The following is a 25,721-nucleotide window of genomic DNA, read 5'->3' as shown; positions in this document are numbered from 1 at the left end:
ATCAATGCCGCACATTTTGATCGTCGAAGACGAAACCATTATCCGCTCCGCCTTGCGCCGCCTGCTGGAACGCAACCAGTACCAGGTCAGCGAAGCCGGTTCAGTGCAGGAAGCACAAGAACGCTTCAGTATTCCCACATTCGATCTGATCGTCAGCGACCTGCGACTGCCGGGCGCTCCGGGCACCGAGCTGATCAAGCTCGGCCAGGGCACGCCGGTGCTGATCATGACCAGCTACGCCAGCCTGCGCTCGGCGGTCGACTCGATGAAGATGGGCGCGGTGGATTACATCGCCAAGCCTTTCGACCACGATGAAATGCTTCAGGCTGTCGCGCGGATCCTGCGTGATCGCCAGTCGGCGCCTGCCGCCGGCGAAGCAGCTCCCGCCAAATCAGCCAATGGCAGCGGCAAATCCGCCATCGACAACAGCAATGGCGAAATCGGCATCATCGGCTCGTGTCCGCCGATGCAGGACCTTTACGGCAAGATCCGTAAAGTCGCCCCGACCGATTCCAATGTGCTGATCCAGGGTGAATCCGGTACCGGTAAAGAACTGGTGGCCCGTGCCCTGCACAACCTGTCGAAGCGCGCCAAGGCGCCGATGATCTCGGTGAACTGCGCAGCCATTCCGGAAAGCCTGATCGAGTCCGAACTGTTCGGTCACGAAAAAGGCGCGTTCACCGGTGCCAGCGCCGGTCGCGCCGGTCTGGTGGAAGCGGCGGACGGCGGCACGCTGTTCCTCGACGAGATCGGCGAGTTGCCACTCGAAGCTCAGGCTCGTTTGCTGCGCGTATTGCAGGAAGGCGAGATTCGCCGGGTGGGCTCGGTCCAGTCGCAGAAGGTCGATGTCCGGTTGATCGCTGCAACCCACCGGGACCTCAAGAGCCTGGCGAAAATCGGCCAGTTCCGTGAAGACTTGTATTACCGCCTCCACGTGATCGCGCTGAAACTGCCGGCCCTGCGTGAGCGTGGCGCCGACGTCAACGAAATCGCCAATGCGTTCCTCGCTCGTCAGAGCGCCCGCATCAACCGCACCGACCTGAAATTTGCTGCCGATGCCGAACAGGCGATCCGGCACTACTCCTGGCCGGGTAACGTGCGGGAGCTGGAAAACGCCGTCGAGCGCGCGGTGATTCTGAGCGAAAGCCCGGAAATCTCTGCCGACCTGCTGGGCATCGACATCGAACTGGGCGACCTGGAGGACGACGAATTCATCGGCCTGCCGGCTCAACAGCCCGGTAACGCCAGCAACAGCAGCCACGAACCGACCGAAGACCTGTCACTGGAAGACTACTTCCAGCATTTCGTACTCGAGCATCAGGACCACATGACCGAGACCGAACTGGCGCGCAAACTGGGCGTCAGCCGCAAATGCTTGTGGGAACGTCGTCAGCGTCTGGGCATTCCACGGCGCAAGACCGGGGTCGCCAGCGAGAGCTGAACGTTACCTGTCGAGTGTGCGGGTTACCGTTGAAGATGTGAAAAAACTGTTACCTCAGTCCTTTCACGTAACAGAAGCCGGGGTTATCGGTAACGAAACCCCGGCTTTTTTTCGCCCTGCGAAAACGGTTATATCGACCTAACCCCTTGTTTTATTGGGGTTCGAAAAAGTTGGCACGGCACCTGCTATATGTTTGGTACAAGAACAATAACAAGCAATGCACAAGACAATAAAAATAAGACGAATCGACTCACGCACAATAAAAACAAGACGGCGAGAGGCGCAGCTAACTGATTCTTTTGGAGAGGCGTTGTATTTGGGGCTAGCCCCACGACCAGGCCGAGAACAACAAAAACTGTCTTAAGACAGAGCCTGTACTGGTTGGATCGCAAGATCACTGCAACACAGCGACCAAAGCAATCCGTTTGCTCTTGGCTCCCGATTGGGAGGGTCATGAAGGAAAAGCTTCATGGCGAGGGCACTCAACAAAAACAAGAAGCCCGAATCAATAATAAAAAGAGCACGCAACTACTTCTTGGGGAGCTTCGGCTCCCCTTGTAGTTTCTCCTTTACGGCAAATCCCCCCTTCTGACGCATCTTTATCCCCTCTAGCCTGCGGCTTGCAGCGCAAAACGGCAGCGTCCTACACCATCCCTCGACTAAATGCTAGAATCCCGGCCCATCATGCGGTCATTCTCTGGTATGGCCGAACATTCCTTCAAACAGTGCATCCCATGCTGAAGAAGCTGTTCCAGTCATTCCGAACTCCCCTGCGTCGTACGCAACACATCCGTAGCACGCCTGAAGTCCTCAACAGCGGCCAACATTCGCTGCAGAAGGCGCAATTCAGCCGTTACGCGGTCAACATCGTCGAACGCCTGCAGGGCGCCGGCTACCAGGCCTACCTGGTTGGCGGTTGCGTGCGAGACATGCTGCTGGGCATCACGCCCAAAGACTTCGACGTCGCCACCAGCGCCACCCCCGAGCAGGTTCGTGCCGAATTCCGCAATGCGCGGATCATCGGTCGCCGCTTCAAGCTGGTACACATCCATTTCGGTCGCGAAATCATCGAAGTCGCGACCTTCCGCGCCAATCACCCGCAAAACGAAGACGACGAAGACAGTAACCAGTCTTCGCGCAACGAGAGCGGACGCATTCTGCGCGACAACGTCTACGGCACCCTGGAAGAAGACGCGCAACGCCGCGACTTCACCATCAACGCCCTGTATTACGATCCGGTCAGCGAGCGCATCCTCGACTACGCCAACGGCGTGCACGACATCCGCAATCACCTGATCCGTCTGATCGGCGACCCGAAGCAGCGTTACCAGGAAGACCCGGTGCGGATGCTGCGGGCCGTGCGTTTCGCCGCCAAGCTCAATTTCGGTATCGAGAAGCACACCGTCCAGCCGATCCGCGAACTGGCGCCGATGCTGCGCGAGATCCCGTCGGCCCGCCTGTTCGAGGAAGTGCTCAAGCTGTTCCTCTCCGGTCACGGTGCCATCACCTTCGAGATGCTGGTCGACCTGCAACTGTTCGCGCCGCTGTTCCCGGCCAGTGCCGATGCGCTGGAACACAACCCGGAATACACCCACACGCTGATCAGCGAAGCACTGACCAACACCGACCTGCGGATCAAGCAGAACAAACCGGTAACCCCGGCGTTCCTGTTCGCCGCGCTGCTGTGGCCTGCCCTGCCGGCCCGCGTGTTGCGTCTGCAAGAGCGCGGCATGCCGCCGATTCCGGCCATGCAGGAAGGCGCTCACGAACTGATCGCCGAACAGTGCCAGCGCATCGCGATTCCAAAACGTTTCACCATGCCGATCCGCGAGATCTGGGACATGCAGGAACGCCTGCCACGCCGTAGCGGCAAACGCGCCGACCTGCTGCTGGACAATCCGCGCTTCCGCGCCGGCTACGACTTCCTGCTGCTACGTGAAAGCGCCGGCGAGCAGACCGATGGCCTGGGTGAATGGTGGACCGATTATCAGGACGCCAACGACAGCGAACGTCGCGACATGATCCGCGACCTCAGCGGCAAGGGTGATGACGCCAGTGGCGCACCGCGCAAGCGTCGCCGCAGCAGCGGTTCCAAGCGCAAACGTGCTGGCGCACCGAGCGCCACGGGCGAATAAGACATGGAACGCATCTACATCGGCATGGGCAGCAACCTGGCTGACCCGGCCGAACAACTGCGCAGCGCGGTCGACGCGCTGGGGCAATTGCCCGACACCGAACTGGTCGGCGTGTCCGCCTTCTACCAGAGCGACTCGCTGCTGCCGGGCCAACCGCGTTACACCAACGCGGTCGCGGCGCTCGACAGCACACTCGCCCCGCTGGAACTGCTCGATGCCTTGCAGGCGATCGAAAACGGCCAGGGCCGCGAACGCCTGGAGCGCTGGGGCCCGCGCACGCTGGATCTGGACATTCTGCTGTTCGGTGATCGCCTGATCGATGAGCCGCGCCTCAAAGTCCCGCATTACCACATGCAGGAACGCGCGTTCGTTCTCTACCCCCTGGCCGAACTGGCGCCCGAAGATCTGCGTCTGGCCGATGGCCGCAACCTTGCCGACCTTCTGAAAGCCTGCCCGTTCGTCGGCCTCGAACGCCTCCCTCACGCCTGACACACACCGCTGATGCGGGCGCCAACCGGCTCCCGCATTTTGCGTTCTTGTAGGACAAAAACCCCGCAGATCAGGCCCGCCGGCCCGCTGAATCGCATCAGTAACGCCGGTAACACTCCCCTCGTAACAATGCGGTAACACATGCAATTGACTTCCTGAGGCCTCATCACGACTATAGGCGTCCCGCTGCCGCCAACCCGGCATACAAGGGCGCAATCCAGGCCTTATAAGCACGACAAAAGAGCGTGCGCCTGAATAGATGACGAATCACGCGCGTTACTCGCAGTAGTTTCCAAAGCGCCTGAACGAGGATTTCTTACATGCCAGCCATCACCCTGACCACGCTCCAGAGCCTCAAGCAGAAAGGTGAAAAGATCACCATGCTGACCTGCTATGACGCGACCTTCGCCCACGCCTGCAACGAGGCCGGTGTCGAAGTGCTGCTGGTGGGCGACTCCCTCGGCATGGTCCTGCAGGGTCACGACAGCACCCTGCCGGTGACCACCGCAGAAATGGCCTACCACGTTGCCAGCGTCAAACGCGGCAACTCTGATGCCCTGATCCTGGCCGACCTGCCGTTCATGGCCAACGCCACCCTCGAACAAACCATGACCAACAGCGCCCTGCTGATGCAGGCCGGCGCGCACATGGTCAAGGTCGAAGGCGCCTTGTGGCTGGCGGACTCGATCCGCCTGCTGGCCGAACGCGGCGTGCCGGTCTGCGCCCACATGGGCCTGACCCCGCAAGCCGTGAACATTCTCGGTGGCTATAAAGTGCAGGGGCGCAACGAGAACCAGGCACGCCAGATGCGCGCCGACGCGATCTCGCTGGAGCAGGCCGGTGCGGCCATGCTGCTGCTCGAATGCGTGCCGAGCGAACTGGCGGCTGAAATCAGCCAGGCTGTGAAGATTCCGGTGATCGGCATTGGCGCCGGCAGCGACACCGACGGTCAGGTGCTGGTACTGCACGACATGCTCGGCCTGTCGATCAGCGGTCGCGTGCCGAAGTTCGTGAAGAACTTCATGCAGGGTCAGGACAGCATCCAGTCCGCGCTGAAGGCTTACGTCAGCGAAGTCAAAGCCATCACTTTCCCCGGGATCGAACACGGATTCTCTGCATGAACACCGTCAAAACCGTACGTGAACTGCGCGCCGCCGTGGCGCGCGCCCGCAGTGAAGGCAAGCGCATCGGCTTCGTGCCGACCATGGGCAACCTGCACAGCGGCCACATTGCCCTGATCACCAAAGCCACCCAGCGCGTGGACTTCGTGGTCGCGAGCATTTTCGTCAACCCGCTGCAGTTCGGCGTCGGCGAAGACCTCGACAAGTACCCGCGCACCCTGGCGGCGGATCAGGAAAAACTGCTGGAAGCCGGATGCGATCTGCTGTTCGCCCCGACCGTCGAAGAAATGTACCCCGACGGCATGGCCGGGCAGACCCGGGTCAGCGTGCCGCAACTCTCCGAAGGTCTGTGCGGCGCCAGCCGTCCGGGGCACTTCGAAGGCGTGGCGACGGTGGTCAGCAAGCTGTTCAACATGGTCCAGCCGGACCTGGCGATCTTCGGCCAGAAAGACTTCCAGCAACTGGCGGTAATCCGCGCGCTGGTGCACGACCTGAACATGCCGATCCAGATCATTGGCGAGCCGACCGTGCGTGCCGCCGATGGACTGGCGCTGTCCTCGCGCAACGGTTTCCTCAGTGAAGAACAGCGCGCCGTGGCGCCGGTGGTCTATCGCACCCTGAGCAGCATTGCCGAGTCGATCAAGCAAGGTGAACGCGACTTCCCTGCCCTGATCCAGGCGCAACGCCAGCAACTGGAAGCCGCCGGTCTGCGTCCGGATTATCTGGAGATCCGCCACGCCCTGACCCTGCGTCCGGCAACGGCGGAGGATCGTGATCTGGTGATTCTGGTCGCGGCCTTCCTCGGCACCACCCGGTTGATCGACAACCTGCATCTGAATCTCGATACCCCCGCCTGAACACCGGCAAACGCTGTGGGAGCAACCCCGCTCCCACAGCGTCTGCACGCCCTTCCAGACCGTATTGCTGAGCACCTGCCCATCGGGCAAACTTCCTGCCGTTCGACGCCACGCGATAAGCAGGGACTTGCTCGCATTACTCGCCGTCTGTCGGCCCCGTCTGTTATCAATGTTAAAAAAGTACCGAAAACAGGTCAGACAAAGCCAAGACAGATCGCGGCGCTGGGTTTACTGTATTCGCCCTGCGCCAAAGTAATCGTGTCGACGCAGTTGCCCCCTCGCCCAAACATGGCGGGGAGGTCTTTTCAGAGTTCAAAAGGCCGTTCAAGTAAAAAGGAAAACCGCAGCGATGGCGTACTACCGCACTCCTCATGACGTTACCGCTCTGCCTGCCTGGCAAGCGTTGAAAGATCACCGCCAAGCCATGCAGGATTTCAGCATGCGCGAAGCCTTCAACGCCGATCCGCAGCGCTTCAATCAGTTCACCCTCAGCAGCTGCGGACTGTTTCTCGACTATTCGAAGAATCTGATCAACGCCGAGACCCGCAACCTGCTGGTGGGTCTGGCCAATGAAGTCGATCTCAAGGGCGCGATCAAGGCGCTGTTCGACGGCGAAATCGTCAACTCCTCCGAAGGCCGCCCGGCGCTGCACACCGCCCTGCGTCGCCCGGTTGGCGACAAGCTGTCGGTCAACGGCGTCAACGTGATGCCTGAAGTACACAAGGTGCTGAACCAGATCACCGATCTCGTGGGCCGCATCCACGACGGTCTGTGGCGCGGTTACACCGAGAAGCCGATCACTGACGTTGTGAACATCGGCATCGGTGGCTCTTTCCTCGGCCCCGAGCTGGTCTCCGAAGCCCTGCTGTCTTACGCCCAGAAAGGCGTGCGTTGCCACTATCTGGCGAACATCGACGGCAGCGAATTCCACGAGCTGACGCAGAAACTGCGCGCCGAGACCACGCTGTTCATCGTTTCGTCGAAGTCGTTCAACACCCTCGAAACCCTGAAGAACGCCCAGGCTGCACGTGCCTGGTACCTGGCTCAGGGCGGTTCGGAAGCCGAGCTGTATCGCCACTTCATCGCCGTATCGAGCAACAACGCGGCAGCCGTGGCCTTCGGTATCCGCGAAGAAAACATCTTCCCGATGTGGGACTGGGTCGGCGGTCGTTACTCGCTGTGGTCGGCCATCGGCCTGCCAATCGCGCTGGCCATCGGCATGTCCAACTTCAAGGAACTGCTGTCCGGTGCCTACACCATGGACCAGCATTTCCAGAGCGCGCCGTTCGAACAGAACATGCCGGTGTTGCTGGCCCTCCTCGGCGTGTGGTACGGCAACTTCTGGGGCGCGCAAAGCCACGCGATCCTGCCGTACGACCACTACCTGCGTAACATCACCAAGCACTTGCAACAGCTGGACATGGAATCCAACGGCAAGAGCGTGCGTCAGGACGGCACCCCGGTGTCGACCGACACTGGCCCGGTGATCTGGGGCGGCGTCGGCTGCAACGGTCAGCATGCTTACCACCAGTTGCTGCACCAAGGCACCCAACTGATTCCGGCCGACTTCATTGTGCCGATCGTCAGCTTCAACCCGGTCTCCGACCACCACCAGTGGCTGTACGCCAACTGCCTCTCGCAGAGCCAGGCGCTGATGCTCGGCAAGACCCTGCCGGAAGCCGAAGCGGAACTGCGCGACAAGGGCATGAGCGAAGCCGAAGTGCAGAAACTGGCACCGCACAAGGTGATCCCGGGCAACCGTCCGAGCAACACCCTGGTGGTCGAGCGCATCAGCCCGCGTCGTCTCGGCGCACTGGTGGCGATGTACGAACACAAAGTCTTCGTGCAAAGCGTGGTCTGGGGCATCAACGCCTTCGACCAGTGGGGCGTGGAACTGGGCAAGGAACTGGGCAAAGGCGTCTACAACCGCCTGGTCGGCAGCGAAGAAACCGCCGCTGAAGACCCGTCCACCCAAGGCCTGATCAACTACTTCCGCGGCCGTCACCGCGGCTGATCCCGCCCTGAACACACCCCCTCGCCATGAGGGGGTGTTTGTTTACAGGTATTGAACCCTCTCCGCTCTCGGCGCATCTTTATCCTTGTCGCACAACAAGAATAAGGAACCGTCATGTTCGATATCAGCACGTTCCCCAAAGCCGATGCCGTCCGCCGGGCTGCACAGTTGAGTCAGGACGACTACCAGCGCCTGTACCGCGAATCCATTGAACACCCCAGCACCTTCTGGGCCGAACAGGCCACCCGCTTTCTCGACTGGAGCACGCCGTGGCAGACCGTCCAGCGCTATGACCTGAAGACCGGCGACGCCACCTGGTTTGCCGGTGGCAAGCTGAACGTCAGCTACAACTGCATCGACCGCCATCTGGAAACGCGCGGCGATCAGACCGCCATCCTCTGGGAAGGCGACGACCCTGCCGAATCGACGCAAATCACCTACAGCAAACTCCATCACCACGTCTGCCGCCTGGCCAACGTGCTGAAAAGCCGTGGCGTGAAAAAAGGCGACCGGGTGTGCATCTACATGCCGATGATTCCCGAAGCCGCCTACGCCATGCTCGCCTGCGCGCGGATCGGCGCGATTCATTCGGTGGTGTTTGGCGGTTTCTCCCCGGACTCGTTGCGCGACCGCATTCTCGACGCCGACTGCCGCACCGTGATCACCGCCGACGAGGGCGTGCGCGGTGGCAAATTCGTGCCACTGAAACAGAATGTCGACAAGGCCCTGCAGAGTTGCCCGAATGTCAGCACGGTCGTGGTGGTCGAGCGCACCCAGAACAACGTCGATTGGGTCGAAGGCCGCGACCTCTGGTATCACCAGGCCGTACGCGACGTCAGCGACGATTGCCCGCCGGAACCGATGGACGCCGAAGACCTGCTGTTCATCCTCTACACCTCCGGCAGCACCGGCAAACCCAAGGGCGTGCTGCACACCACCGGCGGTTACCTGCTGCAAGCGGCGATGACCTTCAAGTACGTGCTCGACTACCGCGACGGTGAAGTGTTCTGGTGCACCGCCGACGTCGGCTGGGTCACCGGCCACAGTTACATCGTCTACGGCCCGCTGGCCAACGGCGCGACCACCCTGATATTCGAAGGCGTGCCGAGCTATCCGAGCACTTCGCGGTTCTGGCAGGTGATCGACAAACACAAGGTCAACATCTTCTACACCGCGCCGACTGCATTGAGGGCGTTGATGCGTGAAGGCGCCGGGCCCTTGCAGGAAACTTCGCGACAAAGCCTCAGATTGCTCGGTAGTGTCGGTGAGCCAATCAACCCGGAAGCGTGGGAATGGTATTTCAACGTCGTCGGCGAACAGCGCTGCCCGATAGTCGACACGTGGTGGCAGACCGAAACCGGCGGCATCATGCTCAGCCCGCTGGTCAGCGCCCAGCGGATCAAACCGGGTTGCGCCACCCAGCCGATGTTCGGCGTGCAACCGGTGCTGCTCGATGAGCACGGCAAGGAAATCAAGGGCGCCGGCAGCGGCGTGCTGGCGATCAAGTCGAGCTGGCCGGCGCAGATCCGCAGCGTGTACGGCGATCCGCAGCGCATGGTCGACACCTACTTCAAGCCCTATCCCGGTTACTACTTCACCGGCGACGGCGCCCGCCGCGACGAGGACGGCGATTACTGGATCACCGGGCGCATCGATGACGTGATCAATGTCTCCGGCCATCGCATCGGCACCGCCGAGGTGGAAAGTGCGCTGGTGCTGCACGACAGCATTGCCGAGGCCGCCGTGGTCGGTTATCCCCACGACGTCAAAGGCCAGGGGATTTATGCGTTCGTCACACCGATGAACGGCACCGAGCCCAACGATGAACTGAAGAAAGAACTGCTGGCCCACGTCAGCAAGGAAATCGGCAGTTTCGCCAAACCGGACCTGATCCAGTGGGCCCCGGCACTGCCGAAAACCCGCTCGGGCAAGATCATGCGGCGGATCCTGCGCAAGATCGCCTGCAACGAACTTGACAGCCTTGGCGACACTTCGACGCTGGCGGATCCGAGCGTGGTGCAGGGCTTGATCGATAAACGCCTGAACCAGTAAGCGCTGCTGCAAGCGGCGAGCCTCAAGCTTGAAGCTCGCCGCTTGCAGCCGAGTTGCTGCTAAACTCCCGCGCCCCGATTCCCTCCAGCAAGGCGCCCGCATGTCTTCCTTGAACCTGGCGCTGCGCGCCGCCCTCGACCAACGCCAGGATCTGCTCGCCGAGCTGCACCGTCAGGGCACCGACTGCTATCGGCTGTTCCACGGCAGCCAGGAAGGCGCCGGCGGCCTGACCATCGACCGCTACGGTCCGCAACTGATGGTGCAAAGCTTCCACCAGACCCTGGCGCGCGAAGACCTGCTGCAACTGCACATCATGGTCAACCAGACCCTGGGCCTTGAAACCCTGCTGGTCTACAACGACCGCTCCCGTGGCAACTCGCGGATCGATCGTGAAGACAGCGTCTACCGCGCCGACGACGCCGCGCTGGCCGATCTGGTCGGCCACGAATGGGGCCTGAATTATCGCGTGCGGGGACGCCATGCCGGGCAGGATCCGCTGCTGTTCCTCGACCTGCGCAACACCCGTGGCTGGGTCAAGGATCACGCCAAGGGCAAAAGCGTACTCAACCTGTTTGCCTACACCTGCGGCGTCGGTCTCAGCGCAGCAGCCGGCGGTGCGCGCGAAGTGTGCAACCTGGATTTCGCCGAGGGCAATCTGGCGGTGGGGCGCGAGAACGGTCAGCTCAACCCGCAACTGCCGACCATGGAATTCATCCAGTCCGACTACTTCCCGGCGATCCGCCAACTGGCAGGCCTGCCGATCAGCCAGCGTCGCGGGCAGAAACTGCCGAGCTATCAACGCCTCGAACAGCGCCAGTACGATCTGGTGCTGCTCGACCCACCCGCGTGGGCCAAGAGTGCGTTCGGCACCGTCGACCTGCTGCGCGATTATCAAAGCCTGCTCAAACCCGCCCTGCTGACCACCGCCGAGAATGGCGTGCTGATCTGCTGCAACAATCTGGCGAAAGTCAGCATGGATGACTGGCGCGAACAGGTGCTGCGCTGCGCCGAAAAAGCCGGGCGGCCGGTGCGTGAATGTAGCGTGATGACGCCAGGTGCCGACTTCCCTTCGCGGGATCAACAACCGCCGTTGAAGACACTGATTCTGCAGCTCTGATCTTTACCCCTGCAGGAGCAGCCTTCGGAAGCTCCTACAGAAATTGCAGACAAATCTGAACAATCCTGTCTCGCGCGATGTACTTCGGAACCGGAATCGCGTGCCATACTCCAAGGCACTCCGATTCAGACAGATGAAGCCGCACATGCCCAAAGGATTGATTCGCGCGATTGGCGCCCTGTTGACTGCCCTGGCCCTCTACAGCCTGCTGGGGTTCCTGATTTTGCCGGGCATTGCGCTCAGGGTGGTGAATCAGCAACTGGCCGACTACGCCACGGTGCCGGCGCATCTGCAGCGCATCGAACTCAACCCGTTCAGCCTTGAACTCACGCTGTGGGGCCTGGTGATCGGCGAGCCGGGCAAGGAACAGGTCGGCTTCGAACGGTTGTACGCCAACCTGCAACTCGACAGCCTGTGGACCAAAGCCCTGCATCTGTCCGACATCGAACTGGAAAAATCCAGGACCGAGATCCTGTTCGCCAAAGACGGCCAGCTCAATCTTCTCGGTCTGTTCAAGCTCCCGGCCAGCGAGCCCACCCCGGCCGATCCCGACGCCAAACCGTTTCCGCTGCGCATCGACCGCATCCAGCTGGCCGGCGGCAACCTGCATTTCGTGGATGCGCGTCCCAGCGAACCGATCGAATTCGTTTACGACAAACTCGATTTCGAGCTGAAAAACCTCAGCACCCTGCCTGAAGACAACGCCGACATGACCCTCGTTGCGATCGGCCCGGCCGGTGGGCAGATCGACTGGAAAGGCAACTTCAGCCTGGTTCCGATCGCCTCCGAAGGCACCCTCAAGATCACCGACGGCAAGATGAAAGCCTTCTGGCCTTACGTGCGCGACGCCGTGCCACTGGTGCTGGAAGAGGGTGTCATCAGCCTGAGCACCGACTACAAGCTCAACCTGTCCAAGGAAACCGAACTGCTGCTGAGCAACGTGGCGGTCAACATCGCGCCGTTCGCCATCAAGGCGCCGGACGGACGTCAGCTGGCGAAACTCGAGCGTCTCGACGTCAGCGACACCACCGTGGACCTGGCCAAACAGCAAGTGGTGGTCGGCAAGATCCGCAGCCAGAAACTGGAAACCTGGGCAGCCCTGGAAGCGGACGGACAACTGGACTGGCAAAAACTGTTCGCCAGCCAGCCCTCAAAACCGGCCGCCAAAGCTGCGGCGGAACCAAAAAGCACTCCGGCCGCCGCCGACTCGCCGAAACCCGAGCCGACCGCGCCGAGCAAGCCGTGGCAAGTGCTGCTCAAGGACGTGCAACTGCGTGACTACAAAGTGCATCTTGCCGACCGCTCGGCGAAGCCGGAAGTCACCCTGGATGTCACCCCGCTGAATGTCGATCTGCAGAATTTCGACAGCCTCAACGGCTCGCCTTTCAACCTCAAACTCGACACCGGGCTGGGCAAGCAAGGCAAGATCAGCGCCGACGGCGTGGTCAATCTGGCCCCGGTCACCGCGCAGCTCAACGTAAAAACCCAGGACATCGACCTGCGGGTCGCGCAGTCCTACATCAACCCGTTCATTCGCCTCGAACTGCGCAGCGGCATGCTCGGCAGCGACCTGAAAGTGAACCTGAAAAGCACTGACCCGCTGGCCCTCAGCGTCACCGGTCGCGCTCAGGTCGATCAGTTGCACACCCTCGACACCCTGAAAACCCGCGACTTCCTCAAGTGGCAGCAAGTGGTGGTGGAAGGCCTGAACTATCAGCACGGCGACAGCCTGTCGATCGACAAGGTCAACCTGTTCCAGCCGTATGCACGGTTCATGATCAACGATGACCGCACCACCAACATCGACGACCTGCTGATCCCGCAACCGGCGGATTCCGGGGCGAAGACCGCCGCGGCGAAACCGGCGAGCAATGACAAACCGCTGGGCATTCACATCGGCGGCATCGCGATCAATGACGGCTCGGCCAACTTCGCCGACTTCAGCCTGACCCCGAACTTTGCCACCGCGATCCAGCAACTCAACGGCCAGATCGGCACCATCGACAGCCGTCAGGCGAAGCCCGCCAGCGTCGACGTCAAGGGCAAGGTCGACCGCTATGCGCCGGTGACCATCAAGGGCGCGGTCAACCCGTTCGATCCGATGGCCAGCCTCGACATCGCCACCAGTTTCAAACGCGTCGAACTGACCACCCTGACCCCCTACTCCGGCAAGTTCGCCGGCTACCGGATCCGCAAGGGCCGGCTCAACCTCGACCTGCATTACCTGATCACCAAAGGCCAGCTCAAGGCCGAAAACAAAGTGGTGGTCGAGCAACTGCAACTGGGTGAGAAAGTCGACAGCCCGGACGCCGTGAGCCTGCCGCTGAAACTGGCGATCGCCCTGCTCAAGGACGTCGACGGCAAGATCTCCATCGAGCTACCGGTCACCGGTGACCTGAACAACCCGCAATTCAGCGTGATGCCGATTGTCTGGCAGACCCTGCGCAACCTGATCGTCAAGGCCGCCGCCGCGCCATTCAAGCTGATTGGCGGTCTGGTCAGTGGTGGTGGTTCCGAAGACCTCGGCACCGTGTCTTTTGCACCGGGTTCGAGCGACCTGAGCAAAGACGCCGAAGCGGCGCTGGTGAAACTGTCGCAAGCGCTGAAGGAGCGTCCGGCCCTGCGCCTGGAAATCGAAGGCACCGCGGCAAAAAGCAGTGACGGTCCGTTGCTCGCCGAGCAGCGTCTGGAACGTGAATACCAGTACAACTACTACAAGATGCTCCAGCGCCGGGGCGACAAGGTGCCGGCTCAGGCCTCGCTGATTCAGGTGCCGGACGGCGAAAAAGGTCCCTTGCTCGAAGGCATCTATCGCACCCGCCTGAAAACCCAGCCACCGGCCGAATGGAAGGATCTGGGCAAGGAAGAACGCACGGCGAAAATGCGCGCCGACGTGATCAAGTTCTGGAGCTCCAGCGACGTGCTGCTGCGCCAGCTCGGTCAGGATCGGGCCAGCAGCATCAAGGATTACCTGGTGGACAAGGGCCAACTGGCCGACGATCGCGTGTACTTCATCGACGCCAATCTCGGCGAAGCGGAGAGCGACGGCCGCGTGGTGACGCAAATGCATCTGGATGCCGAGTGATGAACTGCAAATGGCTGGCGGCACTGGGGCTGGCATTGATCGCCAGCCACGCTGCGGCATCCGATACCCTGCGCTGCGGCAGCCAACTGGTGAGCCTTGGCGACCGCGCCAGCGAAGTGCTGCAAAAATGCGGTGAGCCGGTCAGTCGCGATCTGCTCGGTTACAAGCGCAGCGCCAACCGTCGTGAAGAGTTTCAGGTCGAGGAATGGACCTACGGCCCGAGCAACGGCATGTATCAATACCTGCGCTTCGAAGGCAATCGCCTGAAGCAGATCAACAGCAAGCGCGGCAACTGACCTCCCCGCTTTTTGCTCCCCTGAAATAGAACAGGCCCCGACATGAATGCCGGGGCCTGTAATGGCCACAATCCGTGTGGCCATTCGCATGAACTCTAAAGTGCGGCAGACGTATTGCTCGGCCCGCCTGTCGCGTCTTCTCCCGGTCCAGGCGAGAAGTCTTGCCTTACTCGGCTTTCAGGCCGTCAGCGGAGACCGCTTTCACGCCTTTGATTTTCTTGGTGATGTTCACTGCGGTGGTTTTCTGGGCTTCGGTGATGGCGACCTCAGAGGACAGGGAAACCACACCTTTGTTGGTTTCGACTTTGATGTCGGTACCAGGAATGCCTTTTTCGGTTACCAGGTCGCTTTTGACTTTGGTAGTGATCCAGGTATCGGAAGTAGCTTCTTTAGCCTTGGTGACTTCACCGGCAGCCAGGGTCATTGGCGCCTGAGTGGTCTGAGTCGATTGAGCAAATGCACCGGAAGCCATGGTCAGGGTCAGCGCGGTAGCAGCAGCGGCAGTGATAGCGAACTTCTTCATACGAGTAACTCCTGTTTTTCTGGAAAGTCTGCTGCATGTCTTGTCAGCAGGGTTACCGGAGATATTGCGAACGCTGTGCCAACTTTCAAAAACCAAATAAATCCTTATAAATCAATAGTTTATAATTTATGAAAATTTTCGGAATCATGCAATTTGCATGACCTTGTGCAAAAAGACATGCAAGTTGCGGCTTTTCTGAAAGTTCCTAACTCGCTGAAATTATTGAAGCTTTTATTAAACCGTCAGTCATGAAAAATGCCCCGCAGTGCGGGGCATTCTTTATAGAGCAGCCAGCTTTAAGCGTTGTGGATCAAACGCCCGGGCAACTGGTGGTCGAATAGTCTTTCGAACCCGAGAACTTGCACGACCAACCTGCTGCCGCCGTACGGGTCAGGGTGACGGTTTGCCCCAACACAGGCGCCGGAGCGTTGAGCAAGGTGCAGGTGATGGTCCCTGTGCCGTCGGCAACTTTACCGCTCGCCGCCAGCGTGCAATTTTGTGTCGCAGTCGTACCCGCATTGACGTTAGTAATGCTCGGATCAGTAGAGCCGGCATTGATGACGTCTTCGAAGTTGACCTTCAGCGCCGACGCTTCGGCAATCCCCGCCGTGACCTTGGCCCGCGCCTGATATTTGGAGTACTGCGGCAAGGCAATCGTCGCCAGAATCCCGATGATCGCCACAACGATCAGCAGCTCGATCAGAGTGAAACCTTGTTGTTTCTTCATAGACACGCTCCATGCATGAGTCGGAATCTCATGATCTGAACAGGACTCAGCACAGCCCGTGCCAAGCGCTTGAAGCCCCGGTCTGCTGGGCGTGATCCGGACTTCGCGCCGATTCCTACAACCCGTAACCGCACTATCTGACACTTTTTGTCACCTGCACCCCGCGTGTTTGGCGCTGTCACTTGACTAGGCTATAAGTCATGAACGGCAAGCACGTGGAAACCCCATGAATGACATCGCTCTGAGCGGTCTGGCCAAACAACTGGTCCAGGCCGAATTGCTCACGGAAAAGAGTGCCCAGCAAGCCTGGCAACAGGCGCAGCGCAATCGCCTGTCGCTGGTCAGTTACCTGGTGCAGAACAAACTGGTGAAGAGCTGGCAGGTCGCCGAAATTGCCTCGGAGCATTTCGGCATGGCATTTCTCGACCTCAACTGTCTCGACAAGGAAACCCAGCCCAAGGGCCTGGTCAGTGAAAAACTGGTGCGCCAGCACCACGCCCTGCCCCTCTGGCGGCGCGGCAACAAACTGTTCGTGGGGATTTCCGACCCGAGCAATCATCAGGCGATCAATGACATTCAGTTCAGCACCGGGCTGAGCACCGAAGCCATTCTGGTGGAGGACGACAAGCTCACCGACGCCATCGAAAAATTCTTCGACACCCACGCCACCGGCCTGGAGGAGATGGCCGATGTCGACCTCGACGGTCTGGACATCGAGTCGGCCGATGACAGCAAGCAGGACACGCTCGGCGGAATCGACGCCGACGATGCCCCGGTGGTGCGCTTCGTACACAAGATGCTGCTGGACGCGATCAAGAGCGGCTCGTCCGACCTGCACTTCGAGCCTTACGAAAAGAACTACCGGGTGCGGGTGCGCACCGACGGCATTCTGCGGGAAGTGGCCAAGCCGCCGATTCAGCTCGCCGGGCGCATTGCCGCACGCCTGAAGGTCATGGCCAGCCTCGACATTTCAGAACGGCGCAAACCCCAGGATGGGCGGATCAAGATGCGTCTGTCGAAGAGCAAGTCGATCGATTTCCGGGTCAACACCCTGCCCACGCTCTGGGGCGAGAAAGTGGTGATGCGGATCCTCGACCCGTCCAGCGCCCAGATCGGCATCGATGCCCTCGGCTACGAGCCGGAGCAGAAAGACCTGTACATGGCCGCCCTCAAGCAGCCACAAGGCATGATTCTGGTGACCGGCCCCACCGGCTCGGGCAAGACCGTGTCGCTGTACACCGGGCTGAACATCCTCAATACCGTCGACATCAACATCTCCACCGCCGAAGACCCGGTGGAAATCAACATGGAAGGCATCAACCAAGTCAACGTCAATCCACGTCAGGGGATGGACTTTGCCCAGGCGCTGCGCTCGTTCCTGCGTCAGGACCCGGACGTGATCATGGTCGGTGAGATCCGCGACATCGAAACCGCCGAAATCGCGATCAAGGCCGCCCAGACCGGGCACCTTGTTCTGTCCACCCTGCACACCAACAGCGCGGCGGAAACCCTCACCCGTCTGCACAACATGGGCATCCCCGGCTTCAACATCGCGACCTCGGTGAGCCTGATCATTGCCCAGCGCCTGGCGCGCAAACTCTGCAGCCACTGCAAGAAACCCATCGAAATCCCTCGCGAAACCCTGATCAAGGAAGGTTTCCCCGAGGAACGCATCGGCCATTTCACGATCTATGAGCCCTCCGGTTGCGATCACTGCAACGGCGGGTACAAGGGTCGCGTGGGGATTTATGAAGTGGTGAAGAACACCCCCGAGCTGCAACGGCTGATCATGGCCGAGGGCAACTCACTGGAAATCGATACCCAGATGCGCCGGGACGGCTTCAACGACCTGCGCACCTCGGGCCTGATCAAGGCCATGCAAGGCATCACCAGCCTTGAAGAAATCAACCGGGTCACCAAGGACTGAACATGGCGCTCAAGGCAGCGAAAATCAGCGTCTACGCCTGGGAAGGCACGGACCGCAAAGGCAGCAAGGTGACCGGCGAGCTGAGCGGCCAGAACCCCGCACTGGTCAAGGCCCAATTGCGCAAGCAGGGCATCAACCCCGGCAAGGTACGCAAGAAATCCGCCTCGTTGCTGAGCTTCGGCAAGCGCATCAAGGCCCAGGACATTGCCCTGTTCACCCGACAGATGGCGACCATGATGAAGGCCGGCGTACCCCTGTTGCAGTCGTTCGACATCATTGGCGAAGGCTTCGAAAACCCGGCCATGCGCAAGCTGGTGGACGAGGTGAAGCAGGAGGTCGCGGCCGGTAACAGTTTCGCTGCCGCGCTGCGCAAGAAGCCGCAATATTTCGACGAGCTTTACTGCAACCTGGTGGATGCCGGTGAACAGTCCGGTGCCCTCGACACCTTGTTGGAACGGGTCGCGACCTACAAGGAAAAGAGCGAAAGCCTCAAGGCCAAGATCAAGAAGGCCATGACCTACCCGTCCGCCGTGGTGCTGGTGGCGGCGGTGGTCACCGGGATTCTGCTGATCAAGGTGGTGCCGCAGTTCCAGTCGGTGTTCTCCGGCTTCGGTGCCGAACTGCCGGCCTTCACCTTGATGGTGATCAGCCTGTCCGAATTCATGCAGCAATGGTGGTGGGCAATTCTCGGGGTGCTGGTGGCCGGTTTTTTCGGCATCCGCCATGCCCTGAAAAAATCCCAGGCCATGCGCGACCGACGCGACGCCTGGTTTCTCAAGCTGCCGCTGGTGGGCACATTGATGTACAAGTCCGCTGTGGCGCGTTTTGCCCGGACCCTGTCGACCACCTTCGCGGCCGGCGTGCCGCTGGTGGAAGCGCTGGACTCGGTGGCCGGGGCCACCGGCAACGTGGTGTTCAAGCGCGCCGTGCTGCGTATCCGTCAGGACGTTTCCACCGGCATGCAGCTGAATTTCTCGATGCGCTCCACCGGCATCTTTCCGAACATGGCGGTGCAGATGACCGCCATCGGCGAAGAGTCCGGCGCACTGGACGAGATGCTCGACAAGGTCGCGGGTTTCTATGAGGACGAAGTGGACAACATGGTCGACAACCTCACCAGCCTGATGGAGCCGTTCATCATGGTGGTACTCGGGGTGATCGTCGGCGGTCTGGTGGTGGCGATGTACCTGCCGATCTTCCAACTCGGCTCAGCGATCTGACATGCCTATCGACGAACTCTTCAGTCTCTACCCACTGGCCTTTGTTTTCACCGCCCTGCTGCTCGGGCTGGTGGTCGGCAGTTTTCTCAATGTGTTGATCTGGCGCCTGCCGAAAATGCTCGAGCGCGAATGGCGCCAGCAGGCTCACGATGTTTTGGGACTGCCCGGTGAAGCGCCGTCACCCACTTACAACCTGATGCTGCCGCACTCGCAATGCCCGCACTGTGGCCACCGGATCCGCGCGTGGGAAAATATCCCGGTGTTGAGTTACGTGCTCCTGCGCGGGCGCTGCTCAAGTTGCAGCACACCGATCAGCAAGCGTTACCCGCTGACCGAACTGGCCTGCGGCCTGCTCTCGGCGTTCATCGCCTGGCACCTGGGTTTCAGCTGGCCGGCGTGCCTGCTGATCGTGCTGACCTGGGGCCTGTTGGCCATGAGCCTGATCGACACCGAACATCAATTGCTGCCCGACGTGCTGGTGCTGCCGCTGCTGTGGCTGGGGCTGATCGTCAACAGCTTCGAGCTGTTCGTGCCGCTGCACGATGCCCTGTGGGGCGCGGTGCTGGGCTACATGGCGCTGTGGTCGGTGTTCTGGCTGTTCAAACTGATCACCGGCAAGGACGGCATCGGTCACGGCGATTTCAAGCTGCTGGCGCTGCTCGGGGCCTGGGGCGGCTGGCAGATTCTGCCGCTGACCATCCTGTTGTCTTCGCTGGTGGGCGCCGTGCTCGGGGTGATTTTACTCAAGCTGCGTGACCAGAAAACCTCGACGCCGATCCCCTTCGGCCCGTATCTGGCAATTGCCGGCTGGATTGCCTTGCTCTGGGGTGGTCAAATAACCGGCTTCTATTGGCAGTTTGTCGGTTTGAAATGAATACCCCTGTGGAAAAACCCTGGATTCTCGGCCTGACCGGCGGCATCGGCAGCGGCAAAAGCGCTGCCGCCCAGCACTTCATCGATCTTGGTATCCACGTGGTGGACGCCGATCACGCGGCGCGCTGGGTGGTGGAGCCGGGCCGCCCGGCGCTGGCGAAGATCGCCGAACACTTCGGCCCCGATGTATTGCAGGCCGACGGCACGCTCGACCGTGCGGCCCTGCGCAAACTGATCTTTGAGGTGCCGGAGCAACGGCGCTGGCTCGAAGCGCTGCTGCATCCGCTGATCGCCGAAGAAATCGCCCATCACCTGGCGCTGGCACAATCGCCTTACGCGATTCTGGTCTCGCCGCTGCTGATCGAATCCGGGCAATACGCGATGACCCAGCGAATCCTGGTGATCGACGCCCCGCAACAACTGCAGATCGAACGCACCTTGCAACGTGACCAGACCAGCGAACAGCAGGTCCAGGCGATCCTCAAGGCCCAGTCCAGCCGCGAAGACCGCGTCAGCCGTGCCGACGACGTGGTGGTCAACGACCGCGACCTCGCCTGGCTGCACAGCGAGGTCGAGCGCCTGCATCACTTTTACCTGACTTTATCCGGAGGCCAATCATGAGCCAGACCCCAACCGTCAACTGCCCGACTTGCGGCGCGCCCGTGGAATTCACCCCGGAAAACAAATACCGTCCGTTCTGCTCGGACCGCTGCAAACTGATCGACCTCGGCGCCTGGGCGTCGGAAGAGCACAAGATTCCGGTTGCCCCGGATGCCGAGGACGAACTGTTTTCCGGCGACTTCGACCCGCGTCACTGATCCCGTTCAGGGCCTCATGAAGCCGTAGTCCTGATCGTCGTCGAGGTTTTCCGCCAGAAAACGCAACTCGTCGGCCAGGTCTTCGGCGTTGCGCACCGCCTTGCTCTGCTGCACCACCGCACTGAGCAAGGCGCGCAGGCTCAGGCCCGGATCGAACCCCACCTCCTGCGCCATCTCCAGACTCTGCCGGGTTTCCTGCCTCGCCCATTCGTACACGCTCATGCCGCTGCTCCTGAAGGGATTTGGCCGAGCATGAAATGCCGCGCGCTGGGTGGATTTGATGTGGATCAAGACTTGGGATCGTCGTCCTTCCACGGCGCCGAAAGGTAGCGTGTGCGGTTGAAGGTCTCCAGCCATTCCGGGCAGAACACCACCAAGGCACTGACCACCATGCCGTTGATGAAGGCTTCGGGAAAAATCAGCAGCCACAGGTAACCGATGAAATCTTCCAGCCATTCGGGCATGGCAAAGAGGCCGTCGTACCAGAGCAACGTCAGGCTCAGGGTCAGACAGAACAACGCTGACAGCGCGGCGGCGAAAAAGCCGGAACAGAAGATGTACACGAACGGATTGCGCGGTTGAGCGCGCTCGACCAGGATCGCCACGCATTCGGTGATCAGCACCGGCAACAGGATCAGCAAGGCGCCGTTGACCCCGACAGCCACCAGATCCTGACGTCCCAACAGCACCAGTCCCAGTTGCGCCACCAGTCCACCGACGATCGCCAGCGGCCAGTCCAGCAGCAGCGTCACCGCTGTCATGCCGATGAAGTGGTAGGACACGCCGGTGTCGAAATCCCTGCGCACCAGCCACAGCAGAAACAACGCGAACACCGTGCCGAACAGCAAGTGCTGACGGCGGTTGTCGCTGAACAGCTCGACCCACGGTGCGCGGACAATCGCCCAGAGCAGCACCGGCAGGTAAATCAGCCAACCTAGGGTCAGACTTGTCGATGACAGCAGTTCTGCACCGATCATGATCCCATCACCTTCATTAGCACCGCAGACTCCTTTGATTGGCGCTCCTGCGCCGAAGTCTACACCTGCACGGCGGGACATCTGCCGATGCAAAGCTTTCTGCTTGTCGCAATTGAACGCTAAGCTTGGGCCTATGGATGACTCAGATTATTTACGCCTGCTGACCATCGCGGCCGAGCAAGCCAACGCCTTCCTGTCCAATGCCCGCAAATGGGAGCGTGAGCGTTGGGTCTGCCAGCGCCTGCTGCAAGGCTTGAATATTCCTTATCGCGTCGACGAGTTCGCGCCTGCCGGGGAACCGCCGGACGTGCTGTTTCGCGACGCCAATTTCGAGGTATTTTTCGTCCTCGACGAGGGCCGCCGGCTCAACGACGAATGGCGCGATGAGCTGCAACGGCGGCGCAGTGCGTTTTCCCTCAGCCAACTGGTGCGCCGTGAAGCCAAGCCGCGGCGGATTCCGGCCAATGAATTTTTGCTGAGACTGGCGCCGACCTTGCGCAAGAAAGCGCACAACTACAAGGAACGCGGCATGGATCTGGGCGAGCTGGACATCATTGCCTTCGCCAGCCTCAAACGCGAAGTGCTCGATCTGAACAGCCACTTTCCGCCGCCCACCGAATATTTGCGCCAGGGCTGGCGTTCGCTGTCGCTGGTCGGGCCGACCTTTGCGCGGGTGCTGTTCGCCCATCCCGATGCCCCGGATTTTCTGCGCGGCAATCTGGGGCGCAGCATCGTGTTCGATGTCGGGATCAGCCTGTGACGCCACTTCAACAATTGATTGCCGATGTCCCGCAGACCGGATGCGTACGCTGGATTGGTGTGCGCCCCGAGTCACGGGGGCCGATGCTCGCACTCGATGCCGTGGAGGCGCGGCTTGAAGCCGGACTCACTGGCGATCACGCTCGGCCCGGGGTGCGCAATGCGCGGCAGGTGACGCTGATTCAGTGGGAACATCTGGCCGTGATCAGCGCCCTGATGGGCCGGTCGGCCGAACAACCGGTCACGCCTGAAGATCTGCGGCGCAATCTCGTTATAAGCGGGATCAACCTGTTCAGCCTCAAGGGGCGGCGCTTTCGCATTGGTCAGGCGATTTTCGAAACCACAGGCTGGTGCCAGCCGTGTGCGCGTCTGCAAAACAACCTTGGCCCCGGAACGTTCCAGGCCGTGCGCGGGCATGGCGGAATCACCGCGCGAGTGTTACAAAGCGGGATCATTCGCCTCGGGGACAGTGTGTCTGTCGAACCGGTCCCGGACAGTGGCTATGCTGCGTTCAATCCCGGTTGAAAACCGCTGTAGCGTGTTCTCATTCAGTAACGTCTACCTGACGAGGCCTTTATGACCAGCCGCCTGAACCCCGAAGACCAGAAGCATGTCGAAGAGTACCTGCAATTGTCCCAACACCGTGTCGAGCGCCGGCCATTCCGGCCGTGGATGCTCCTGGTGCTGGTGCTGGCAGTGACCATTGGTCTGGGCCTGTTGAGCCGATTTATCAGTTACCTGACGCTATGAGCTGCATCGCGCTCGCTCGGGTTACGACGACAAAGATTTCCTTTCAAAACCTTGCGAGCTATCCCTATGTCCCATCGTATTGTCATTGTCGGCGGCGGCGCCGGCGGTCTGGAGTTGGCTACCCGTCTGGGTAAGACTCTGGGCAAACGCGGCACCGCCAGCATCATGCTGGTCGACGCGAACCTCACACACATCTGGAAACCGCTGCTGCACGAAGTGGCTGCAGGATCGCTGAACTCTTCCGAAGACGAACTCAACTATGTCGCCCAGGCCAAATGGAACCACTTCGAGTTCCAGCTGGGGCGCATGAGCGGGCTCGATCGTGAGCAGAAGAAGATCCAGCTGGCCGCCACCTACGACGAAAACGGCGTCGAGCTGGTTCCGGCGCGGGAAGTGCCCTACGACTCGCTGGTGATCGCGGTCGGCAGCACCACCAACGATTTCGGCACCCAGGGCGCCGCGCAACACTGCCTGTTCCTCGACACCCGCAAACAGGCCGAGCGTTTCCATCAACAACTGCTCAATCACTATCTGCGTGCTCACGCCGGGCAAACCGATGTGGTCCAGCAAATCAGCGTGGCTATCGTTGGCGCCGGCGCCACGGGAGTGGAACTGGCGGCCGAGCTGCACAACGCCGCCCATGAACTGGCGGCTTACGGTCTGGACCGGATCAAACCGGAAAACATGCACATCACCCTGATCGAAGCCGGGCCACGGGTGCTGCCAGCCCTGCCGGAGCGCATCAGCGGGCCGGTGCACAAGACCCTGGAGAAACTCGGGGTCAACGTGATGACTAACGCTTCAGTCAGCCAGGTCACCGCCGACAGCCTGATCACCGCCGATGGCAACGAGATCAAGGCGAGTCTGAAAGTCTGGGCTGCCGGGATCCGCGCACCGGGTTTCCTCAAGGACATCGACGGTCTGGAAACCAACCGCATCAATCAGCTGCAAGTGCTGCCGACGCTGCAGACCACCCGCGACGAAAACATCTTCGCCTTCGGTGACTGCGCCGCCTGCCCGCAACCGGGCTCGGATCGCAACGTTCCGCCACGGGCTCAGGCAGCGCACCAACAGGCGTCGTTGCTGGCCAAGTCGCTGAAACTGCGGATCGAAGGCAAGACCCTGCCGGAGTACAAGTACACCGACTACGGCTCGCTGATTTCGCTGTCGCGTTTTTCGGCTGTGGGTAACTTGATGGGCAACCTGACCGGCAGCGTGATGCTCGAAGGCTGGCTGGCGCGGATGTTTTACGTGTCGCTGTATCGCATGCACCAGATGGCGCTGTACGGGCCGTTCCGCACGGCGATGCTGATGCTGGGCAGCAAGATCGGACGCGGCACCGAGCCTCGCCTGAAGCTGCACTGATGTAAAAAACACCGTGGGGGCTGGCTGGCCCCCACGGTGTTTTGTTTTCTACTGTATCTGCCCCCTGCTTTCCCCACCTTCGCTTACAAACGCCCCGCTCCTCGACACAGACGCGATACACCGCCACCGCTTAATGGCCACACCCGAGCACACCTGCTCCGGCTTGATCGCCCTTAACGTGTGGTTGCGCAGTGCAACCGAAGGAGAATGCAATGTCCCGTACTTCGAAAATCGGCAAAAACTCCCTTGGCCTGGTCGGTGCCGTACTGGCCGGCGGCCTGATGTTGTCCGGCTCGGTATTCGCCGCGCAACCGCTGGCCCAGGGCTACATGGTCGCCTCGGCCGATACCTCAGTGAAAACCCCGGAAGGCAAATGCGGTGAAGGCAAATGCGGCGATGCGTCGATGGCCAAGACCGACACCGATGGCGACGGTAAGGTCTCGCGCGCTGAATTTCTGAAGGTCGCGCCGAAGTCCGACTTCGACAAGATCGACACCAACCACGACGGCTTCATCGACGAGCAAGAGGCGTACAACAACGTCAAAGCCAACTTCGAAGCCAATGGCAAGAAAATGCCGAAAGGCCTGTTCGAACACCTGAAAGACCAGGACGGTGCCTGATTTTTCAGACGCCCGACAAAACAAAGCCGCGCTTTCTCTGACGAGAAGCGCGGCTTTTTCACGCCTGCATGATTACAGCTGGAAGCGTCGCACCATGCCTTGCAGGGCGTTGGCCAGTTGCGACAGTTCATGGCTCGACGCGTTGGTTTGATCGGCACCCGCCGCTGAACGCACCGACAGATCACGAATGTTCACCAGATTGCGATCCACTTCCCGCGCCACCTGCGCCTGTTCTTCGGCGGCGCTGGCGATCACCAGATTGCGTTCGTGGATTTCGTGTACCGAGGCCGTGATCGTCTGCAACGCTTCACCGGCCCGCTCGGCCAGCACCAGCGTGGTAGCCGCCCGCGAGGCACTGGCCTGCATCGACTCCAGCGCCAGGCTCGAACCGCTGCGCATGCCCTGCACCATCTGCTCGATTTCCTGGGTCGATTGCTGCGTGCGATAAGCCAGAGCCCGCACCTCATCGGCGACCACCGCAAAACCGCGTCCACTCTCCCCGGCCCGTGCCGCTTCGATGGCAGCATTGAGCGCCAGCAGGTTGGTCTGTTCGGC

The 25,721-nt window shown here is 60.8% G+C and carries 25 protein-coding genes; 20 read left to right on the top strand and 5 right to left on the bottom strand.

Features of this window, described 5'->3' with window-relative positions; all coding sequences use genetic code 11:
* Positions 1-4 precede the first annotated feature (4 nt).
* The 10 genes from M5G18_RS28610 to M5G18_RS28565 all read left to right on the top strand — a co-directional run bounded on the left by M5G18_RS28610 (position 5) and on the right by M5G18_RS28565 (position 14,607).
* Positions 5-1,441, top strand: coding sequence for a sigma-54-dependent transcriptional regulator (locus M5G18_RS28610; protein ID WP_085608675.1), 1,437 nt, complete (start codon positions 5-7; stop codon positions 1,439-1,441).
* Between the two features lie 734 nt (positions 1,442-2,175).
* Positions 2,176-3,576, top strand: coding sequence for a polynucleotide adenylyltransferase PcnB (locus tag M5G18_RS28605; RefSeq protein ID WP_007959609.1), 1,401 nt, complete (start codon positions 2,176-2,178; stop codon positions 3,574-3,576).
* A 3-nt stretch (positions 3,577-3,579) separates the two neighbouring features.
* On the top strand, positions 3,580-4,065 hold the full coding sequence (folK, locus tag M5G18_RS28600) for a 2-amino-4-hydroxy-6-hydroxymethyldihydropteridine diphosphokinase (protein ID WP_273897805.1): 486 nt from the start codon (positions 3,580-3,582) through the stop codon (positions 4,063-4,065).
* A 320-nt stretch (positions 4,066-4,385) separates the two neighbouring features.
* The gene (panB, locus tag M5G18_RS28595) at positions 4,386-5,186 is read left to right on the top strand and encodes a 3-methyl-2-oxobutanoate hydroxymethyltransferase (protein ID WP_273897804.1); all 801 of its coding nucleotides are present in this window, start codon (positions 4,386-4,388) and stop codon (positions 5,184-5,186) included.
* Positions 5,183-6,043, top strand: coding sequence for a pantoate--beta-alanine ligase (panC, locus tag M5G18_RS28590; RefSeq protein WP_273897803.1), 861 nt, complete (start codon positions 5,183-5,185; stop codon positions 6,041-6,043). The genes panB and panC overlap by 4 nt, the downstream gene beginning before the upstream one ends.
* A gap of 349 nt (positions 6,044-6,392) precedes the next feature.
* Positions 6,393-8,057 carry a glucose-6-phosphate isomerase gene (gene pgi / locus M5G18_RS28585; RefSeq protein WP_273897802.1) on the top strand — a complete coding sequence of 555 codons (1,665 nt, stop codon included), beginning with the start codon at positions 6,393-6,395 and terminating at the stop codon, positions 8,055-8,057.
* Between the two features lie 114 nt (positions 8,058-8,171).
* The gene (gene acs / locus M5G18_RS28580; RefSeq protein ID WP_273897801.1) at positions 8,172-10,109 is read left to right on the top strand and encodes an acetate--CoA ligase; all 1,938 of its coding nucleotides are present in this window, start codon (positions 8,172-8,174) and stop codon (positions 10,107-10,109) included.
* 100 nt (positions 10,110-10,209) lie between these two features.
* The gene (locus tag M5G18_RS28575; protein WP_273897800.1) at positions 10,210-11,226 is read left to right on the top strand and encodes a class I SAM-dependent rRNA methyltransferase; all 1,017 of its coding nucleotides are present in this window, start codon (positions 10,210-10,212) and stop codon (positions 11,224-11,226) included.
* 133 nt (positions 11,227-11,359) lie between these two features.
* Positions 11,360-14,311, top strand: coding sequence for a DUF748 domain-containing protein (locus M5G18_RS28570; RefSeq protein WP_273897799.1), 2,952 nt, complete (start codon positions 11,360-11,362; stop codon positions 14,309-14,311).
* Positions 14,311-14,607 (top strand): DUF2845 domain-containing protein, encoded by a 297-nt coding sequence (locus tag M5G18_RS28565; protein WP_273897798.1) that lies wholly within the window; start codon positions 14,311-14,313, stop codon positions 14,605-14,607. The genes M5G18_RS28570 and M5G18_RS28565 overlap by 1 nt, the downstream gene beginning before the upstream one ends.
* Positions 14,608-14,773: 166 nt before the next feature.
* Here the strand turns inward: M5G18_RS28565 and M5G18_RS28560 are convergent, their stop codons facing one another.
* Together M5G18_RS28560 and M5G18_RS28555 are read right to left on the bottom strand one after the other, a co-directional pair.
* Positions 14,774-15,130 (bottom strand): BON domain-containing protein, encoded by a 357-nt coding sequence (locus M5G18_RS28560; protein WP_085608680.1) that lies wholly within the window; start codon positions 15,128-15,130, stop codon positions 14,774-14,776.
* 310 nt (positions 15,131-15,440) lie between these two features.
* Positions 15,441-15,857: a pilin gene (locus tag M5G18_RS28555; RefSeq protein WP_011335978.1), complete on the bottom strand. Its 417-nt coding sequence runs from the start codon at positions 15,855-15,857 to the stop codon at positions 15,441-15,443.
* 226 nt (positions 15,858-16,083) lie between these two features.
* Here M5G18_RS28555 and pilB point away from each other — a divergent pair, with 226 nt between their 5' ends.
* The 5 genes from pilB to yacG are packed head-to-tail and all read left to right on the top strand — an operon-like array spanning position 16,084 to position 20,695.
* The gene (gene pilB, locus M5G18_RS28550; RefSeq protein ID WP_273897797.1) at positions 16,084-17,784 is read left to right on the top strand and encodes a type IV-A pilus assembly ATPase PilB; all 1,701 of its coding nucleotides are present in this window, start codon (positions 16,084-16,086) and stop codon (positions 17,782-17,784) included.
* A 2-nt stretch (positions 17,785-17,786) separates the two neighbouring features.
* The gene (locus M5G18_RS28545; RefSeq protein ID WP_273897796.1) at positions 17,787-19,004 is read left to right on the top strand and encodes a type II secretion system F family protein; all 1,218 of its coding nucleotides are present in this window, start codon (positions 17,787-17,789) and stop codon (positions 19,002-19,004) included.
* 1 nt (position 19,005) lies between these two features.
* Positions 19,006-19,878: a prepilin peptidase gene (locus M5G18_RS28540; protein WP_273897795.1), complete on the top strand. Its 873-nt coding sequence runs from the start codon at positions 19,006-19,008 to the stop codon at positions 19,876-19,878.
* Positions 19,875-20,498 carry a dephospho-CoA kinase gene (coaE, locus tag M5G18_RS28535; RefSeq protein ID WP_007959586.1) on the top strand — a complete coding sequence of 208 codons (624 nt, stop codon included), beginning with the start codon at positions 19,875-19,877 and terminating at the stop codon, positions 20,496-20,498. The genes M5G18_RS28540 and coaE overlap by 4 nt, the downstream gene beginning before the upstream one ends.
* Complete coding sequence (yacG, locus tag M5G18_RS28530) at positions 20,495-20,695, top strand: DNA gyrase inhibitor YacG (RefSeq protein ID WP_011335983.1); 201 nt, start codon at positions 20,495-20,497, stop codon at positions 20,693-20,695. Before coaE ends, yacG begins: the two co-directional genes overlap by 4 nt.
* A gap of 6 nt (positions 20,696-20,701) precedes the next feature.
* Here the strand turns inward: yacG and M5G18_RS28525 are convergent, their stop codons facing one another.
* Positions 20,702-20,917: a hypothetical protein gene (locus M5G18_RS28525; protein WP_007959584.1), complete on the bottom strand. Its 216-nt coding sequence runs from the start codon at positions 20,915-20,917 to the stop codon at positions 20,702-20,704.
* Positions 20,918-20,982: 65 nt separating this feature from the next.
* Positions 20,983-21,672 carry an energy-coupling factor ABC transporter permease gene (locus tag M5G18_RS28520; RefSeq protein WP_115079246.1) on the bottom strand — a complete coding sequence of 230 codons (690 nt, stop codon included), beginning with the start codon at positions 21,670-21,672 and terminating at the stop codon, positions 20,983-20,985.
* Between the two features lie 133 nt (positions 21,673-21,805).
* Between M5G18_RS28520 and M5G18_RS28515 the strand changes: the two genes are divergently transcribed.
* The 5 genes from M5G18_RS28515 (at position 21,806) to M5G18_RS28495 (ending at position 25,166) form a co-directional block, all read left to right on the top strand.
* Entirely contained in the window at positions 21,806-22,432 is a 627-nt protein-coding gene (locus M5G18_RS28515; RefSeq protein WP_230733577.1) for a DUF1780 domain-containing protein, read from the top strand.
* Positions 22,429-22,956 carry an MOSC domain-containing protein gene (locus M5G18_RS28510; protein WP_102686306.1) on the top strand — a complete coding sequence of 176 codons (528 nt, stop codon included), beginning with the start codon at positions 22,429-22,431 and terminating at the stop codon, positions 22,954-22,956. Before M5G18_RS28515 ends, M5G18_RS28510 begins: the two co-directional genes overlap by 4 nt.
* Positions 22,957-23,007: 51 nt before the next feature.
* Positions 23,008-23,181 (top strand): DUF3094 domain-containing protein, encoded by a 174-nt coding sequence (locus tag M5G18_RS28505; protein ID WP_007909875.1) that lies wholly within the window; start codon positions 23,008-23,010, stop codon positions 23,179-23,181.
* A 66-nt stretch (positions 23,182-23,247) separates the two neighbouring features.
* Positions 23,248-24,546, top strand: a complete 1,299-nt coding sequence (locus tag M5G18_RS28500; protein WP_064599500.1) for an NAD(P)/FAD-dependent oxidoreductase — start codon at positions 23,248-23,250, stop codon at positions 24,544-24,546.
* A gap of 212 nt (positions 24,547-24,758) precedes the next feature.
* Positions 24,759-25,166, top strand: a complete 408-nt coding sequence (locus tag M5G18_RS28495) for an HvfA family oxazolone/thioamide-modified RiPP metallophore (protein WP_273897794.1) — start codon at positions 24,759-24,761, stop codon at positions 25,164-25,166.
* 72 nt (positions 25,167-25,238) lie between these two features.
* On the opposite strand, the gene M5G18_RS28490 is transcribed toward M5G18_RS28495, so the two are convergent.
* Positions 25,239-25,721: methyl-accepting chemotaxis protein (locus tag M5G18_RS28490; RefSeq protein ID WP_273926229.1), on the bottom strand; the 483-nt coding region annotated here is incomplete at its 5' end.

It is taken from the genome of Pseudomonas aphyarum (genome assembly GCF_028657055.1).
GTDB classification, from domain to species: domain Bacteria; phylum Pseudomonadota; class Gammaproteobacteria; order Pseudomonadales; family Pseudomonadaceae; genus Aquipseudomonas; species Aquipseudomonas aphyarum.
The sequence above is the reverse complement of the archived record's forward strand: the minus strand, read 5'-3'. Positions and strand labels throughout refer to the sequence as shown.

What these genes read in the sequence shown, in the direction of transcription:
- M5G18_RS28610 (WP_085608675.1), top strand. Translation starts at nt 5, where the DNA reads ATGCCGCACATTTTGATCGTCGAAGACGAAACCATTATCCGCTCCGCC.
- M5G18_RS28605 (WP_007959609.1), top strand. Translation starts at nt 2,176, where the DNA reads ATGCTGAAGAAGCTGTTCCAGTCATTCCGAACTCCCCTGCGTCGTACG.
- folK (WP_273897805.1), top strand. Translation starts at nt 3,580, where the DNA reads ATGGAACGCATCTACATCGGCATGGGCAGCAACCTGGCTGACCCGGCC.
- panB (WP_273897804.1), top strand. Translation starts at nt 4,386, where the DNA reads ATGCCAGCCATCACCCTGACCACGCTCCAGAGCCTCAAGCAGAAAGGT.
- panC (WP_273897803.1), top strand. Translation starts at nt 5,183, where the DNA reads ATGAACACCGTCAAAACCGTACGTGAACTGCGCGCCGCCGTGGCGCGC.
- pgi (WP_273897802.1), top strand. Translation starts at nt 6,393, where the DNA reads ATGGCGTACTACCGCACTCCTCATGACGTTACCGCTCTGCCTGCCTGG.
- acs (WP_273897801.1), top strand. Translation starts at nt 8,172, where the DNA reads ATGTTCGATATCAGCACGTTCCCCAAAGCCGATGCCGTCCGCCGGGCT.
- M5G18_RS28575 (WP_273897800.1), top strand. Translation starts at nt 10,210, where the DNA reads ATGTCTTCCTTGAACCTGGCGCTGCGCGCCGCCCTCGACCAACGCCAG.
- M5G18_RS28570 (WP_273897799.1), top strand. Translation starts at nt 11,360, where the DNA reads ATGAAGCCGCACATGCCCAAAGGATTGATTCGCGCGATTGGCGCCCTG.
- M5G18_RS28565 (WP_273897798.1), top strand. Translation starts at nt 14,311, where the DNA reads ATGAACTGCAAATGGCTGGCGGCACTGGGGCTGGCATTGATCGCCAGC.
- M5G18_RS28560 (WP_085608680.1), bottom strand. Translation starts at nt 15,130, where the DNA reads ATGAAGAAGTTCGCTATCACTGCCGCTGCTGCTACCGCGCTGACCCTG.
- M5G18_RS28555 (WP_011335978.1), bottom strand. Translation starts at nt 15,857, where the DNA reads ATGAAGAAACAACAAGGTTTCACTCTGATCGAGCTGCTGATCGTTGTG.
- pilB (WP_273897797.1), top strand. Translation starts at nt 16,084, where the DNA reads ATGAATGACATCGCTCTGAGCGGTCTGGCCAAACAACTGGTCCAGGCC.
- M5G18_RS28545 (WP_273897796.1), top strand. Translation starts at nt 17,787, where the DNA reads ATGGCGCTCAAGGCAGCGAAAATCAGCGTCTACGCCTGGGAAGGCACG.
- M5G18_RS28540 (WP_273897795.1), top strand. Translation starts at nt 19,006, where the DNA reads ATGCCTATCGACGAACTCTTCAGTCTCTACCCACTGGCCTTTGTTTTC.
- coaE (WP_007959586.1), top strand. Translation starts at nt 19,875, where the DNA reads ATGAATACCCCTGTGGAAAAACCCTGGATTCTCGGCCTGACCGGCGGC.
- yacG (WP_011335983.1), top strand. Translation starts at nt 20,495, where the DNA reads ATGAGCCAGACCCCAACCGTCAACTGCCCGACTTGCGGCGCGCCCGTG.
- M5G18_RS28525 (WP_007959584.1), bottom strand. Translation starts at nt 20,917, where the DNA reads ATGAGCGTGTACGAATGGGCGAGGCAGGAAACCCGGCAGAGTCTGGAG.
- M5G18_RS28520 (WP_115079246.1), bottom strand. Translation starts at nt 21,672, where the DNA reads ATGATCGGTGCAGAACTGCTGTCATCGACAAGTCTGACCCTAGGTTGG.
- M5G18_RS28515 (WP_230733577.1), top strand. Translation starts at nt 21,806, where the DNA reads ATGGATGACTCAGATTATTTACGCCTGCTGACCATCGCGGCCGAGCAA.
- M5G18_RS28505 (WP_007909875.1), top strand. Translation starts at nt 23,008, where the DNA reads ATGACCAGCCGCCTGAACCCCGAAGACCAGAAGCATGTCGAAGAGTAC.
- M5G18_RS28500 (WP_064599500.1), top strand. Translation starts at nt 23,248, where the DNA reads ATGTCCCATCGTATTGTCATTGTCGGCGGCGGCGCCGGCGGTCTGGAG.
- M5G18_RS28495 (WP_273897794.1), top strand. Translation starts at nt 24,759, where the DNA reads ATGTCCCGTACTTCGAAAATCGGCAAAAACTCCCTTGGCCTGGTCGGT.